The sequence below is a fragment of the Kitasatospora sp. UYEF31 genome (assembly GCF_057291755.1).
Map to the genome: position 1 here is coordinate 26,409 of NZ_JBXAWK010000001.1, position 14,786 is coordinate 41,194.

The 14,786-nt window shown below is 69.3% G+C and carries 13 protein-coding genes; 6 read left to right on the top strand and 7 right to left on the bottom strand.

Annotation, left to right across the window (positions count from 1 at the left end):
* The first annotated feature begins 64 nt into the window (after window positions 1–64).
* Window positions 65–1,756: a flavin monoamine oxidase family protein gene (locus tag AC0Z36_RS00110; RefSeq protein WP_485460503.1), complete on the top strand. Its 1,692-nt coding sequence runs from the start codon at window positions 65–67 to the stop codon at window positions 1,754–1,756.
* Window positions 1,757–2,127: 371 nt separating this feature from the next.
* The gene (locus AC0Z36_RS00115) at window positions 2,128–3,105 is read left to right on the top strand and encodes a flavin monoamine oxidase family protein (protein ID WP_485460504.1); all 978 of its coding nucleotides are present in this window, start codon (window positions 2,128–2,130) and stop codon (window positions 3,103–3,105) included.
* 90 nt (window positions 3,106–3,195) lie between these two features.
* On the opposite strand, the gene AC0Z36_RS00120 is transcribed toward AC0Z36_RS00115, so the two are convergent.
* Window positions 3,196–4,305, bottom strand: coding sequence for a citrate synthase 2 (locus AC0Z36_RS00120; protein ID WP_485460505.1), 1,110 nt, complete (start codon window positions 4,303–4,305; stop codon window positions 3,196–3,198).
* A gap of 270 nt (window positions 4,306–4,575) precedes the next feature.
* On the opposite strand from AC0Z36_RS00120, the gene pdxH reads away from it, so the two are divergent.
* Entirely contained in the window at window positions 4,576–5,202 is a 627-nt protein-coding gene (gene pdxH / locus AC0Z36_RS00125) for a pyridoxamine 5'-phosphate oxidase (protein WP_485460660.1), read from the top strand.
* Between the two features lie 479 nt (window positions 5,203–5,681).
* Window positions 5,682–6,929 carry an MFS transporter gene (locus AC0Z36_RS00130; protein WP_485460661.1) on the top strand — a complete coding sequence of 416 codons (1,248 nt, stop codon included), beginning with the start codon at window positions 5,682–5,684 and terminating at the stop codon, window positions 6,927–6,929.
* Between the two features lie 105 nt (window positions 6,930–7,034).
* Here AC0Z36_RS00130 and AC0Z36_RS00135 read toward each other — a convergent pair whose 3' ends face one another.
* From AC0Z36_RS00135 to AC0Z36_RS00155, 5 genes are all read right to left on the bottom strand, one after another.
* The gene (locus AC0Z36_RS00135) at window positions 7,035–7,772 is read right to left on the bottom strand and encodes a hypothetical protein (protein WP_485460506.1); all 738 of its coding nucleotides are present in this window, start codon (window positions 7,770–7,772) and stop codon (window positions 7,035–7,037) included.
* A 24-nt stretch (window positions 7,773–7,796) separates the two neighbouring features.
* The gene (locus AC0Z36_RS00140; RefSeq protein WP_485460507.1) at window positions 7,797–8,453 is read right to left on the bottom strand and encodes a UdgX family uracil-DNA binding protein; all 657 of its coding nucleotides are present in this window, start codon (window positions 8,451–8,453) and stop codon (window positions 7,797–7,799) included.
* A gap of 19 nt (window positions 8,454–8,472) precedes the next feature.
* Window positions 8,473–8,802, bottom strand: a complete 330-nt coding sequence (locus tag AC0Z36_RS00145) for a putative quinol monooxygenase (protein WP_485460508.1) — start codon at window positions 8,800–8,802, stop codon at window positions 8,473–8,475.
* A gap of 121 nt (window positions 8,803–8,923) precedes the next feature.
* Complete coding sequence (locus AC0Z36_RS00150; protein WP_485460509.1) at window positions 8,924–9,673, bottom strand: sugar isomerase domain-containing protein; 750 nt, start codon at window positions 9,671–9,673, stop codon at window positions 8,924–8,926.
* 192 nt (window positions 9,674–9,865) lie between these two features.
* Window positions 9,866–11,236 carry a cryptochrome/photolyase family protein gene (locus AC0Z36_RS00155; RefSeq protein WP_485460510.1) on the bottom strand — a complete coding sequence of 457 codons (1,371 nt, stop codon included), beginning with the start codon at window positions 11,234–11,236 and terminating at the stop codon, window positions 9,866–9,868.
* Window positions 11,237–11,514: 278 nt separating this feature from the next.
* On the opposite strand from AC0Z36_RS00155, the gene AC0Z36_RS00160 reads away from it, so the two are divergent.
* Window positions 11,515–12,204, top strand: coding sequence for an iron-dependent transcriptional repressor DtxR (locus tag AC0Z36_RS00160; RefSeq protein ID WP_485460511.1), 690 nt, complete (start codon window positions 11,515–11,517; stop codon window positions 12,202–12,204).
* A 102-nt stretch (window positions 12,205–12,306) separates the two neighbouring features.
* Here AC0Z36_RS00160 and AC0Z36_RS00165 read toward each other — a convergent pair whose 3' ends face one another.
* The gene (locus tag AC0Z36_RS00165; protein WP_485460512.1) at window positions 12,307–12,951 is read right to left on the bottom strand and encodes a bifunctional DNA primase/polymerase; all 645 of its coding nucleotides are present in this window, start codon (window positions 12,949–12,951) and stop codon (window positions 12,307–12,309) included.
* A gap of 300 nt (window positions 12,952–13,251) precedes the next feature.
* On the opposite strand from AC0Z36_RS00165, the gene AC0Z36_RS00170 reads away from it, so the two are divergent.
* Complete coding sequence (locus tag AC0Z36_RS00170) at window positions 13,252–14,658, top strand: NsdA family TPR-like regulatory protein (protein WP_485460513.1); 1,407 nt, start codon at window positions 13,252–13,254, stop codon at window positions 14,656–14,658.
* The last annotated feature ends 128 nt before the right edge of the window (window positions 14,659–14,786 follow it).

Sequence of the window (14,786 nt, forward strand, 5' to 3'; positions counted from 1 at the left end):
GTTGTGCGCGGAAACCCTCCCGGCCAGGAGTTTTCCTTAATCCGAAATCCGAAGGAGCACAGCGATGAGCCGTACCGGACCGATGCGTGCGATCAAGAAGATGGCCTCCGAGCACCAGGGGGCGAGACTCCTCCGGCTCCCCGTCGAGGAGTGGCGGGGCATGCGCGCCGAGGCGGTGGCCGAACCCGAAGGGCCCACCCGACGGTCGATCATCAAGCGCGGCGCCGCACTTGGTATCGGCGCCGCGATCCTCGGTCAGGGCCTGACCTCCCCGGCGTTCGCCGCCGGTGTGGGCGACCCGGCCGCGGACAAGAAGCCCAAGTCCGACCTCGGCCGGGTGGTCATCGTCGGCGCCGGTATCGCCGGGCTCACGGCCGCGCTCACGCTGGCCGACGCCGGGGTGAAGTCCACGGTGTACGAAGCGAATCCGACCCGCGTCGGCGGCCGGATGTTCTCACAGAAGAGCTATTGGGCGGATGGCCAGACCTCGGAGATCGGCGGCGAGCTGATCGACACGTCCCACGTGAAGATCCAGGCCCTGTGCCAGCGGTTCCACCTGCCGCTCGTCGACTTCGCCGCCGCCGGTCCGGCCGGGGCCCGCGAGCTGCTGCGCTTCAACGGTTCGTACTACCCGCGCACCCAGGCGGATACGGATTTCGCCGCGGTGTGGCCGCTGATCCAGGCCGATGCCGCCGCCGTCGGCGACATGAGCTGGGCGGGCAGCACCCCGGCCGGAGTCGCCATCGACAATATGACGCTGCGTCAGTGGATCGACAGTCGGGTGCCCGGCGGTTCCGCGTCGAAACTCGGCAAGTTCTTCGACGTCGGTTACAACGTCGAGTACGGCGCCGACACCACCAAGCAGTCCGCGTACGCCCTGGTCGGCATGCTCAGCGGCCAGGCGGACCCGGCGCACTTCAACCTGTGGGGCGAATCCGACGAGCGGTTCCACATCGTCGGCGGCAACGACCAGCTCCCGCACGCCATCGCGGACCACCTGCCGGACGGCATCGTGAAGTTCGGCTGGCAGCTGGTCGCGGTCCGGGTCAATCCCGGCGGCACGCAGACACTCACGTTCGACAACTGCGGCGCAACGAAGACGGTCACCGCCGACCACACCATCATCACCGTGCCGCTCGGCGTGCTCAAGACGATCGACGTCACCCGGGCCGGGTTCGACCCGCTGATGCTGAACCTGCTGCGTGACGCACGGATGGGTTATGTCACCAAGCTCAACATGCAGATGAAGAAGCGGACCTGGCTCGGTACTTCGGGGACGGGCGCCGGCCCGTGGCCCGGCATCTCCGGCGGCGACAGCTTCAGCGACGCCCCGTGGCAGCAGACCTGGGACACCACCAAAGCGCAGACCGGCACCAAGGGCGTGCTGATCCAGTACGGCGGCGGCTCGCAGGCGTTCGGACTCAGCCCGGCCGGGCCGTTCAACACCGACTCCGACCCGTACGTCCGCGACCTCGCGGCCGACTACCTCGGCCGCATCGACGACGTCTTCCCCGGGACGAAGGCGCAGTGGACGGGTAAAGCCCAGCTGTCGGCCTGGCACCTCAACCCCTATTCGTACGGCGCCTATTCGTACTGGCCGACCGGCTACGTGCATCGCTACTCCGGCTACGAGGGCGTCGCGCAGGGCGACATCCACATCGCCGGGGAGCACACCAGTGTCGACTTCCAGGGCTTTATGGAAGGCGGCGCGGAATCGGGTGAGCGGGCCGCGCAGGAAGTCCTCGGCACGGCCTGACAAGTGCGCTGCGGCGCCCGGCCTGCCAGCGGGGCGCGTCAGCGGTCAGGAGTCTGATTCACCGTCATGAAGCTTGAGGGCACGTGCAGTTGTCCTCAGTGATCGCGTCCGTCCCGGGATCTTCCGCAGTACGGAAATCCTCCCGGCCAGGAGTAATCCCCCCGAACTCCCAGGAGCATGCCCATGAGCCGCACCCGTCCGATGGCCGCCCTCCAGAGAATGGCCGCCGACCATCGGGCCGCCGCAGCCCTGCGCCTTCCGATCGATGAATACCGCGGCATGCGGGGCGAAGTCGTCGCCGAACCGGCCGGTCCCAGCCGCCGCGCGATGATCAAGCGGGCCGGAGCGCTGGGCACTGGATCAACTCCCGGGTGCCGGGCGGATCGACCTCCAGACTCGGCCAGTTCCTCGATGTGGCCTACACCGTCGAATACGGCGCGGACACCGTGGACCAGTCCGCCTACAGTGCAGTGAGCCTGCTCGGCTGGCAGACCAACCCGGGTCACTTCAACATCTGGGGCGGCTCCAACGAGCGCTACCACGTGGTCGGCGGCAACGACCAGGTCCCACTGGCCGTCCAGGCCGCACTGCCGGCCGGGACCGTGCAGATGGGCTTCAAGCTGACCGCTGTACGGGCTAACAGCGACGGTACCCAGACGCTCACCTTCGACAACAACGGCACCACAAAGACGGTCACCGCGGACCAGACGATCATCGCCGTCCCGCTGCCCAACCTGAAAAACCTCGACCTGACCCAGGCGAACTTCGACCCGATGATGGTCAACCTGCTGCAGGCCGCGCGGATGGGCTACGTCACCAAGCTGAACATGCAGTTCAGCTCGCGCCCGTGGCTGGGCACATCGGGTTCGGGAACCGGACCGTGGCCGGGAGTCGCATCCGGCGACTCCTTCAGCGATCTGCCGTACCAGCAGACCTGGGACACCACCAAGGGCCAGCCCGGCTCGACCGGTGTGCTCATCCAGTACGGCGGCGGTTCGCTGGCGTACGGACTCAATCCCGCCGGGCCGTTCAACACCGCACAGCAGGACGCGTACGTGGCGAACATCGCTTCGACCTACCTCACCCAGATCAATACGGTGTTCCCCGGCACCAAGGCCCAGTGGACGGGCAAGGCGCAGCTGTCGGCCTGGCACAAGAACCCGTACTCGTACGGCGCCTATTCGTACTGGCCGGTCGGCTATCTGCACCGTTTCGCGGGCTACGAGGGCACCAGGCAGGGCAACATCCACATCTCCGGTGAGCACACGTCGTACGACTTCCAGGGCTACATGAACGGCGGTGCGACCGAGGGCGAGCGGGCCGCGAATGAGGTCCTGGGCCTGGCCTGACAACGGCACTGGCCTGACAACGGCACTGCGGCGCCCTGCTTCCGACAGGGCGCCGCAGTCTCAAGCAGTCATCCGTACGACGTCTTCTGCCTAATTGCTTATCCGCACGGTCCCGTCGTAGCCGGCGACCTCGGTGATCGGGCGCGAACCCGGACCGATGTACTTCGCCGACGGGCGCACCAGGCGCGAGGTGCGCTTGTGCTCCAGGATGTGCGCGGACCATCCGGCGGTGCGGGCGCACGTGAACATCGAGGTGAACATGTTCGCCGGGACCTCGGCGAAGTCCAGCATGACGGCGGCCCAGAACTCCACGTTGGTCGCCAGGATGCGGTCCGGGCGACGGGCGTGCAACTCGTCGAGGGCGGCCTTCTCCAGCGCGGCGGCCACTTCGTAACGCGGTGCGCCGAGTTCCTTGGCAGTGCGCCGAAGCACCCGCGCCCGCGGGTCCTCGGCCCGGTAGACCCGGTGCCCGAAGCCCATCAAGCGTTCGCCGCGGTCCAGCACTCCGCGTACGTAAGCACCGGCGTCGCCGGTCTTCTCGACGCCTTCGATCATGTGCAGCACCCGCGAGGGCGCCCCACCGTGCAGGGGGCCCGACATGGCGCCCACCGCGCCCGACAGGCAGGCCGCCACATCGGCGCCCGTCCCGGCGATGACCCGGGCGGTGAACGTCGACGCGTTCATGCCGTGCTCAGCGGCCGAAGTCCAGTACGCGTCAACGGCTTTGACGTGTTTGGGGTCCGGCTCGCCGCGCCAGCGGCGCATGAACCGCTCGACGACGGTGTCCGCCTTGTCGATCTCCCGCTGCGGAACCATCGGCTTGTCCAGGCCGCGGGCCGACTGCGCCACGTACGACAACGCCATGACCGCGGCGCGCGCGAGGTCGTCGCGGGCCTGGGCCTCGTCGATGTCGTGCAGCGGCTTCAGTCCCCATACCGGGGCCAGCATCGCCAAGGCGCTCTGCACGTCCACCCTGATGTCGCCGGAGTGGATCGGGATCGGGAACGGCTCAGCCGGCGGCAGGCCCGGGTTGAACGCGCCGTCGACGAGCAGCCCCCACACGTTGCCGAAGGAGACGTGCCCGACGAGGTCCTCGATGTCCACTCCGCGATAGCGGAGTGCGCCGCCTTCCTTGTCGGGTTCGGCGATCTCCGTCTCGAACGCAATGACTCCCTCGAGCCCGGGAACGAACTCGGACATCTGGCGGCTCCTTCGATAAAACTTGCGCGGTCCTTGTGGGATCAGTCGTCGGCGTTGGTGGCCGACTGTCCTTCTATATCCTGCTGTACCACAGCACGTCTCCCAACGACATGCCGACGGACCCCGTTGGAGTGCTCTTCGTGGCCCCTTGACCGGCATCCGACCGGCGTCTGGTCAGCGTCGGACCGACGTGTGATCGGCGCCGGATCGACGTCGCCAACTGGCGCTGCCTCTTACAGTTGACCCGTGGACCTCTTGGATCTCGCCGCCATGCGCCGGCAGTACCGCTGTGTGGGCATCGACGAAACAGCCCTGCCCGCTGAGCCGTACGCCCAGTTCGCCCGTTGGTTCGATGACGTGGTCGCTGCGGAACTGCCCGAGCCGAACGCCATGGTGGTCGGCACCGCCGACAGCCAGGGCCGCCCGAGCCAGCGCACGGTGCTGCTGAAGGAGTTCGACGACACCGGGTTCGTCTTCTACACGAACTACGGCTCCCGCAAAGGCCGGGAGCTGACTGCGAATCCGGCGGTGAGCCTGCTGTTCCCATGGCACGCGGTGGACCGGCAGGTGATCGTCCTGGGGGAGGCGTCCCGGGTCTCGCGGGAGCGGACGGCGGTCTACTTCCACAGTCGGCCGCGCGGTTCGCAGCTGGGCGCGTGGGCCAGCGAGCAGTCCTCGGTGGTGGACGGCGGCCGGGAATCCCTCGACAAGAGGTATGCCGAGGTCGAACAGCGGTTCGCCGGGGACAACGTGATCCCCGTCCCCGACTTCTGGGGCGGGTTCCAGGTGGTGCCGCGCATCGTCGAGTTCTGGCAGGGCCGGGAGAACCGGCTGCACGACCGCTTCCGTTACCTGCGTACGGACGAGGGCTGGCGGACCGACCGGCTGAGTCCCTGAACCGTTCTTTGAACCGCTCCGAATATTCGGACAGTTCCGGACATGCAGCGACCCGCAGGCCTTTTCCTTCAGATGAAGGAACCGGAAGGACGTGTCCCGGAGACCTGCGGGTCGGGTGTCTGCCTGGCTGTGTTGATCAGACACAGTGCCGACCGCCTGCTCACTCCGCAGTGGTGCACGCACGGCGGTGCGGGCCCGGTCGAAGAACCGGGCGACGGCTAGCTGACAAGCACCTCGCGCGTCCGATGTGTACTCAAGTCTCAGACCACCTCCTTTCGGCGTGACACGGAGCATAAGTCGGGTCTCCTGGGCCCGCAAGGGGTTTACCGAAGCCCGGCCAGAGCCGGACCAGAGCCCGGCCGCAGGCCCCCTGTGATCAATCCACCAGCTGAAACAGGGATGACCCCAGCACCCATTGCTGCTTACATCTATCCGTGTCGATACCCACCGAAGAAGCCCCCGCCCCCACCTCCGGGCGGATGAGCCGCGCAGTCCGTTCCGTACTCGCCGACGTCACCCCCCTACGCGAGCACCCGGACTTCCGCCGGCTGTGGGCCGGGCAGACGGTGTCGTCCATCGGTGCGCAGATAACCCAGGTCGCGACCGCCATCCAGGTCTACAAACTCACCGACTCCAGCTTCGCGGTCGGCGCGATCGGCCTGTGCTCCCTCATCCCTCTCGTCTTCTTCGGCCTGCTCGGCGGGGCGATCGCGGACAGCATGGACCGGCGGAAGCTGGGCCTGATGTCCGCGGCTGGACTCGCCACGATGTCGGTGCTGCTCGCCGCGCAGGCGCTCCTCGACCTCCGCCAGGTGTGGCTGCTCTACGTCGCGGTCGCTTTCCAGTCGGCGTTCTTCGCCCTGAACAGCCCGGCCCGCAGCGCGATGATCCCGCGCCTTGTCCCCGCCGGCCAGCTGCCCGCGGCCAACGCGTTGAACGCGCTGAGTATGACCCTGGCGATGACCCTCGGGCCGATGCTCGGCGGACTGCTCATCGGACTGTGGGGTTACCAGGCGGCCTACTTCGTCGACGTGGCCACTTTCGGTTTCGCGCTGTACGCGATGTGGCGGCTGCCGTCGATGCCGCCGGACCGCAACGGTGACGACCCGCAGAAGCGCGCCTCCGTACGCGAAGGCCTGCGTTTCCTGCGGGACATGCCGAACGTACGGATGACCTTCATGACGGACATCGTCGCGATGGTGTTCGGTATGCCGCGAGCCCTGTTCCCGGCGATCGCGATCGGGATGTACGGGGGCGGTGCCGCGACCGTCGGTGTGCTGACTTCGTCCATCGCCGTGGGCGCGATGTTCGGCGCGCTGTTCTCCGGGCGCCTCGGCTCGGTCCGCTACCAGGGTCGCGCCGTCACCGTGGCCGTCGTCGCGTGGGGTGTCTGCGTCATCGGCTTCGGACTGTCGGACTCACTGTGGATCGGCGTGCTGTGCCTGGCCATCGGCGGCGCCGCCGACACCATCTCGATGATCTTCCGCAACACGATCATGCAAGTCTCCACCCCGGACCACATGCGCGGCCGGCTGTCCGGAGTCTTCCTGGTGGTCGTCGCGGGCGGCCCCCGCCTGGGCGACTTCGAATCCGGCAGCGCCGCCGCCCTCGGCGGCCTGCGCTTCGCGGTGATCAGCGGCGGTATTGCCTGCGTGGTGGGGGTGCTGATCCTGACATTCTGCTACCGGAGTTTCTGGAAGTACGACGCTCTGAACCCGACGCCGTAAACGCAGGACGGGCGGAGTGCCGACCGCACTTCGCCCACTCTCCTTCCTCGCCGCTTACAGCGCGCGGTGCCGACGCACGTTCGACCGCCCACGCGCCACTACGGATCAACTCGGCTTAGGTGAGATCCACAGTGCCTCGCCGTGCGCGATCGCGCGCTGCCGCGAGTCGTACAGCGTCGTCGTCGTGAAAGCCTTCCGGCCCTCCTGCTTCATCAGCCGGCCCATCACGACACACTGCTCGCCGACCTTGGGCGTCGAGTCGACCCGTACGGTAAAACGCGCGAGCAGGAACGGCCGTCCTTCGCCGAGCGCCGTCCACCCGCCGGGGCAGTCGAGCGCCGCCCAGACGAATTCGACCGGGACGTCATCGGTTTCACTCAGCGACGCGTCCGGGGTCCACGCGCAAGCCGTGGTGTTCTCCGCGACCTCACCCGCGAAGAGCCGCAGTCCCTCGGTGTGTTCCGTCCCACAGACGAAACAGCCCGGGTACGGATGCCCCTGAAGCCCACGGAACCGCCGTTCGGCGCTGGCCGCTTCCTCGTACGAAACCGGCTCGATCGGCACGCCCGCAGGCTCAGCCGAAACAGCCCCGGCCACCAACTGCCCACCGCTGTAAAGCTCAACGCCCTGGTCCGTCCCGAGCACCTTCATCGGGCTCTCCAACGGCGGCGGCATCCGCAGCGACACCGTCGCACCGTCGAACGCCCGGTTCCCGGGCAGCCGAGCTGCCAGGACCCCGGAGAAATATCCGCCGTTCGCCGACCCGTCCGGACCGTTGAACCGGGCCGGGACGACCAGCGGGACGTCAGCGTACGGATTCGAGGCAACTATCGGGTCAGTCATAGGGGCAACTCTAAAACGACCCTGCTAACCGAGCGCTCCCGCGACCACTTTGAGATCACTGACGAGCCCGGCGAACGCCGCATCCGGATCGTCGGCCCGCAGCACCGCCGACGGATGCACGGTCCCGATCAGATAGCTCAGACTCCGCGCAGCGGGCTCAGACTCCCGCCCCGAATACCGCGGCATCAGCCGCCCACGGTCCCGCATCACCCGGAAATCAGGCCCGATGACCGCCTTCGCGGCCGTCGCCCCGAGGCACACCACAACCTCCGGGTCGAGCACCGCCAACTCAGCCCGCAGCCACGGCTTGCACGCGTCGATGTGCACCATCTCCGGCGTCTTGTGGATGCGGCGCGCGGTGGGGTTGCTCTGGGTGAACCGGAAGTGCTTGACACTGTTGGTGACGTAGGAATCCCGGCGGTCGATGCCCGCCGCCGCCAACGCCCGGTCGAACAACTGCCCGGCCGGACCGACGAACGGCAACCCCTGCCGGTCCTCCTGATCGCCGGGCTGCTCCCCGACGAACACCACCCGCGCGCTCGGCAACCCCTTGGAGAACACCGTCTGCGAGGCGGGACCGTGCAGCTCACAGCCCTGACACGCGAGCGCGGCCTGCCGCAGTTCCTCGATACCGGCACCACGCGGCACAAACGGCGCGGCGCTGGGGGTGTTGTCAGACATGCCGACAACCGTACCGACCCTACGGCTGACGCGGGGCGAGCTCTCCCATGAGCCCCCACCCGTCGCCCGGCACCTCATGGCTGACGATCTGCGGGGTCGTGGCGACGGCCTCGGCCAGGTCGACCATCGCCTGCTGGAAGTGGGCCGACTTGACGTGCGCCTCGCCGGCTTCGGGGGACGCGAAAGCTTCGACGAGGACGTACTGATGCGGGACATCGACGCTCTTTGACCACTCGAAGAACAGGTTGCCCGGCTCCTCGCGGGTGGCCCGGGTGAAACCCTCGGCGAGGGTGAGCCACTCGTCGCTCCGCTCGGGGCGGACGGTGAACTTGACGACGATGAAGATCATTTAAGGTGTCCTGAGGTGTCGGGACCACCCGGGGCGGGTGCGCACGGGTGGCTGCACGACACGCTACGCCTGAGTCGGCGACCGTGGATTCCGCCGACGGCGTTCCGCGGGCTCACCCGCCTCAGCGCAGGTAGAAGATCCGGTCGCCGTTCTCCGCCAGCAGCCGCTCGTTCCACGCGGTGCCGCCCTCCACGTTGGAGGACATGAAGACCGGCGGTTCGATGCCACGGTCGACCATATGGGCGATGACGCCCACCATCAGCGCCTGCATCAGCGCCGAAGTGACCGGCCCCGAGGTCGGGCCGATCTTCTGCGGGACACCCGCGGCTTCGATCTCAGCGTCACCGGGGGCGACCGCGGTGTCCAGGACGACATCGCAGTTGTCGAGCAGGCGGGTGCCGGACGGGTGGCGGGGCGGCTCGGCCATGGACGCCGCGACGGAGGTCACGCCGATCACCGACAGGCCGCGCGCGCGGCCGATACGGGCGAGTTCGACGGGGAGGCCGTTGCGCCCCGACAGCGAGATCACCACGAGTGCGTCGCCAGGGCGTACGGCTGCGGCGTCCAGGACGGGCGCGGCCAGCTCCGGGAGCCGTTCGAGCGCGCTGCTGAGGGTGACAGGGCGGACGCCCAGACCGTCGTTGCCCGGCACGAGCAGGGGATTGGCCAGGATCAGCCCGCCGGCCCGGTAGACGACCTCCTGCGCGGCGAGCGCGGAGTGGCCGCCGCCGAAGACGAACAGCCGGCCGCCGGTGGACAGGCAGTCGACGATGCGGTCGGCCGCGACGTCGATGCTGGGCATCTCCTTGTCGCGCAGCCGTTCGAGCAGTGCGATCGCCGCGTCCAGGTAGCGCGCGCCCAGCTCACCCATGGCCTGCTCCGATTCTTCGCCGGCCGGCTGAGACCGCGCCGGACTGTGTCTCTGAACTGACTGTGCTTATGACTGACTGGGTCCCACACCGGCTGGGTCCCACACCGGCTGGGTCCCACACCGGCTGGGCCGCTACCCGCAAAAGCCGCGCCTTGATGATCCCGGCACCGGGCCCTGCACATTACCTGGCTGTCACCGCCCGCGGACCGTTTGGTAGCGGGCCAGGGAGATCCGCCGCTCTTCGGCGTGGTCGACGACCGGCGCCGGGTAGTCGTCGGGGACGCCGTCCGGCAGCTCCCACGGCCGGTGGACCGCGGCCCCCGGGACACCACGCAGCTCCGGCACGTACTTCCGGACGTAGTCGCCGTCCGGATCGAACCGGCGGCCCTGCTCCACCGGGTTGAAGATCCGGAAGTACGGCGCGGCGTCGGTGCCGCACCCGGCCGTCCACTGCCAGCCGTGACTGTTGGACGCCAGGTCCCCGTCGGCCAGGTGCCGCATGAAGTGCGCCGCGCCCCGCATCCATTCCAGGTGCAGGTCCTTCACCAGAAACGAGGCCACGACCATGCGCACCCGGTTGTGCATCCAGCCGTCGGCCAGCAGCTGCCGCATGCCTGCGTCGACGAACGGGAAGCCCGTACGCCCACCCGCCCAGGCGTCGAAGAGGGCGTCGGCCCGCGGACCGCCGTCGTATTCCATCGACGCCAACTGCGGTCGCAGATAACGGCGGGCGCTGTCGGGGTGGTGCCACAGCACGTCGGCGTAGAACTCCCGCCACGCCAGCTCACTGCGGAAGACCTCGGCTCCGGGGCCCGCTTCGGCCAGGAGCGTACGGGGGTGGATCTCGCCGAACCTCAGATGCACGGACAGCCGGGACGTCCCGGCGAGGTCGGGGCGGTCGCGCCGGTCGGCGTACGTGGCCAGGCCGTCCGTGCGGAACCGGGTCCAGGCGGCGTAGGCGGCCTGTTCCCCGGCTTCGGGAAGACCTGCGGTTGTGGAGACCTCCGGCAGCTCCGCACTGTCAGCGGCGACCCAGCCGACGTCCCCGGGCTCCGGCAGCGCCCGTCGCCACCCGTGCTCCGCCCACGCCCGCCGGAACGGCGTGAACACCTGGTACGGACTTCCGTCCGCCTTCGTGACCTGTCCGGGGCCCACCGCGTAAGACGATCCCGTACGGACGAACGGCACGGTCAGGGCCGCTTCCACCGCGCTGTCCCGGCGGCGTCCGTAGGGACCGAAGTCCGCGGACACGTGCACCGCCGTCGCACCGGTCTCCCCGACCACCCGGGCCACCTCACGCACGGGGTCTCCGTACCGGACGACCAGACGTCCGCCGCGCTGCCGCAGTTCGTGGTCGAGGGCACGCAGCGAGCGGACGAGGTAGGCCCGCCTGGCCGGGCCCGCCGGAGCCCACAGGGCCGGGTCCACGACAAAGAGCGGCAGCACCGGCCCCGTCGCGCTCTCCCCGGTGCCGGCCGCCGCCGTGCCCGCTGCGGCGTGCAGCGCGGGGTGGTCCGCCAACCGCAGGTCGCGCCGGAACCACAGGACGCGGGGACCCGCCACGGGCCCCGGTCGCAGGGTTGTGCCTGGACGGGAAGCAGAAGCCATGCCCGAACGTTAACCATGAGGCGGACGTGACTACGGAGACGCACATTGCGGTCACCCGATCGGGTGGTCGTCCCCGTTTGTCCTCCGGGTGCGTCAGAATTGGAGCAGGGCCTACTGTGCCTTGCCCCGCGATGCCGGGTCGCTGTCCGCTCTTCGCTCAGCACCCTCTGCGAAGGGCAGTCCGCCCGATGTCGTGGCGAAACCTGATTTACAAGGAAACGGAGCCGCGCGTCGTGTCTGGGCTCATCGACACCACCGAAATGTACCTGCGAACGATCTTCGAGCTTGAGGAGGAGGGCGTCGTCCCTCTCCGCGCCCGGATCGCCGAGCGGCTGCGCCAGAGCGGCCCGACCGTGAGCCAGACCGTGGCCCGCATGGAGCGCGACGGCCTGCTCACAGTCGAGGGCGACCGCCACCTCGAACTGACGCATGAGGGCCGCATCCTGGCCACCCGCGTCATGCGCAAGCACCGCCTGGCCGAATGCCTGCTCGTCGACGTCATCGGCCTGCCCTGGGAGGACGTCCACGCGGAGGCCTGCCGCTGGGAGCACGTCATGAGCGACCAGGTCGAGCGGCGCCTCCTGGAGCTGCTGAACTGGCCCAAGGAATCCCCGTACGGAAACCCCATCCCGGGCCTGGCGGACCTCGACAAGGAGGTCCACGCCGAAGACCCGGGAACAGCCGGCCTGATCACGCTCCTGGACGTCGCCGGGGTCGAGAGCAAGAACGTCGTCGTCCGCCGCATCGGCGAGCCGCTGCAGGTCGACGCTCAGCTGATGTACACCCTGCGCCGCGCCGGTGTCCGGCCGGGCGCGGTGATCAGCGTGCACGAGTCGTCCGGCGGCGTCCTGGCGGGCAGCGGCGGCGAAGCCGCCGAGCTGACGCCCGAAGTCGCGTCGCACGTGTTCGTCGCGGCGCGCTGAAGGACCTGGGAAGCGAAAACCGGAAACGAAGACGGCGTACGGAAGCGCAGACGGGGCCGGGGAGACGCGATCTCCCCGGCCCCGTCTGGTGTTCCGCGCCGGTTACACGTCCGCGGTGGCCCGCCCGCACGCGTAGGCGATCGGGTTGATCAGCTCACGGGCCTCCGGCAGCCACCGGTTGACCTCGGTGGGCTCCCGTGCCCACGAGGCCGCGCCGAACAGGCCCATGTGGGACGGCGGCGCGACCACGAAGTCGCCCTCGCCGCGCACGGTCAGGTCGAGGCTGCTGTTGCCCCAGCCCGTCCGGCGCAGCATCTCCGGCAGCTTCTCCCGGGAGCCGGGCAGCACGAAGAACTGCAGCCGCCGGGTCGAGGTGGCGATCACCGGGCCGAGCGGCAGGCCCATGCGCTCCATCCGGGCCAGGGCCAGGCAGCCGGCGTGCTCGGACACGTCGATGATGTCGAACGCCCGCCCGGTCGGCAGCAGGATCGACCGGTGTGGATCCTCCGCCCACCAACGCTGGACCAGGGCGGGTGTGCTCGCCGACTGGACCTGCCAGTCACGGTGTACGGGGTGCGAGCCGGGGGCGGGGCAGGCGGGATGGCCGCAACTGCACCGTCTGCCCGCACCGGTGTCCTGCACCGAGGTGCCCGGGAGGACATCCCAGTGTCGGTCCTCCACATACCGGACAGCGGCTTCGGCTAGGGGGACGCGAACGGTCTGCCGGGGTACGAGGATCTCTTCCACGCGCTGCACAACTACCTGGGGGGTCGTTGGTTACGGGCGGGCTCAGTCCTGTTGGGACGGCTTTGCCAACCGACTCCCGCACTCGGGCAGGTGTGCGCACCGGGACGGGGCAACTGTCTGTCCGGACGGCGCACCGGGGGCGCACGGATGCAGCTCCGGGGGCGCAGCGCCGGCCACCTCTGTCGGTAGGTCCAGCCGCCTCGCTACCGTCCGAATTGTGCCGCTGTGTCTATCCGGGGACGTACCCACGGCGGCTTGCACCGCGGGCCCCCGGACCCCCGGCGAGCATAGGGAGTTGCGATGGCTGCTCGTCCGCTGGTCACCAGGCAACCGAACGAGAGGCTCGCCACCCTGATAGCCGAGGCCGGCTGTTCCAACGCCGGGCTGGCCCGTCGGGTGAACATGTGCGGGGCCGAGCAGGGGATGGACCTGCGCTACGACAAGACCTCGGTGGCCCGCTGGCTGCGCGGGCAGCAGCCGCGCGGCGCGGTGCCGAACCTGGTGGCCGAGGCCATCGGCCGCAAACTCGGCCGCCCGGTGACCGTCGACGAGATCGGCATGGCCGACGGGCGCACCCTGGCCACCAACGTCGGGCTCCAGTTCGCGCCGACGGTCACCGGCACCGTGGACACTGTCACCGAGCTGTGGCGCAGCGACGTCAACCGGCGTGACTTCCTGCTGAACTCCTCCGTCGCGGTGGCCGCGCTCGTCGCCCCCAGCCGGGACTGGCTGATCACCCCGCCGGACGCCGAAGTCGCCCGGATCGGCGGACCGCGCGTCGGGGCGACGGACGTCGAAGCAATCCTGGCGATGACCGGCATGCTGTCGGAACTGGACCACCGCTTCGGGGCCGGACACATCCGCCCCGTAGCGGTGCACTACCTGGGCAGTGTGGTCTCCGGCCTGCTCAGCGGCACCTACACCGAAACCACCGGGCGGGCCCTGTTCGCCGCGGTGGCCCGGCTGACCGAACTGGCCGGGTACATGGCCGTCGACACCGGGCAGGCCGGCCTGGCCCAGCGCTACTACATCCAGGCCCTGCGGCTCGCCCAGGCCGGCGGGGACCGTGCGTACGGCGGCTACGTCCTGGCCGCGAGCATGAGCCACCTCGCCGGAACCCTGGGCAACCCGCGGGAGATAACGCAGTTGGCACGTGCCGCACTCGAAGGCTCCAAGCCCGTGGCCACCCCGGCCGCGACTGCCCTCTTCCACGCCGCGGAAGCCCGCGGGCACGCCCTGCTCGGTGACGCCCGGGCCTGCGAAGGGTCACTGTCCCGGGCCGAGACCGCGCTGGGCCGGGTGCGCCCCGGTGCGGAACCCGTCTGGCTCGCACACTTCGACGAGGCTTACCTGGCCGACGAGTTCGCGCACTGCTGGCGGGATCTGGGCCGGTCCCGCGCGGCGGAGCGCTCGGCCCGGCAGGCGCTGGACGGCCTCCCGGAGACCAAGGTCCGGCGGCGGGCTGTGGACACCTGGATCGTCGCGGCGGCCCGGCTCCAGGCCGGGGACGTCGACGGCGCGTGCGACGCCGGCGGCACGGCTCTGGACCTGGTGGGCCGACTCCACTCGGCACGCGGCGCGGAGTACCTCAGGGACTTCCTGCGACAGCTGGACCCCTACCGGGATTCGCCGCTGGCACGGGCCTTCCTGGAGCGCGTCCGGGGCGGCGACGAGGACACCAGGACGGAACAGGCGCTCTCGGCCTGACCCCGACTGTTCCTGTTTGATCGTGCCTGATCCCGGATCAGCCTCGAATCAGGAAGTTGTTTTAACCGTATATAAGCCCTTTTGAAGCAACTTTCCGAACCGTCCCACGTGTCGTAAACCGAACCGCT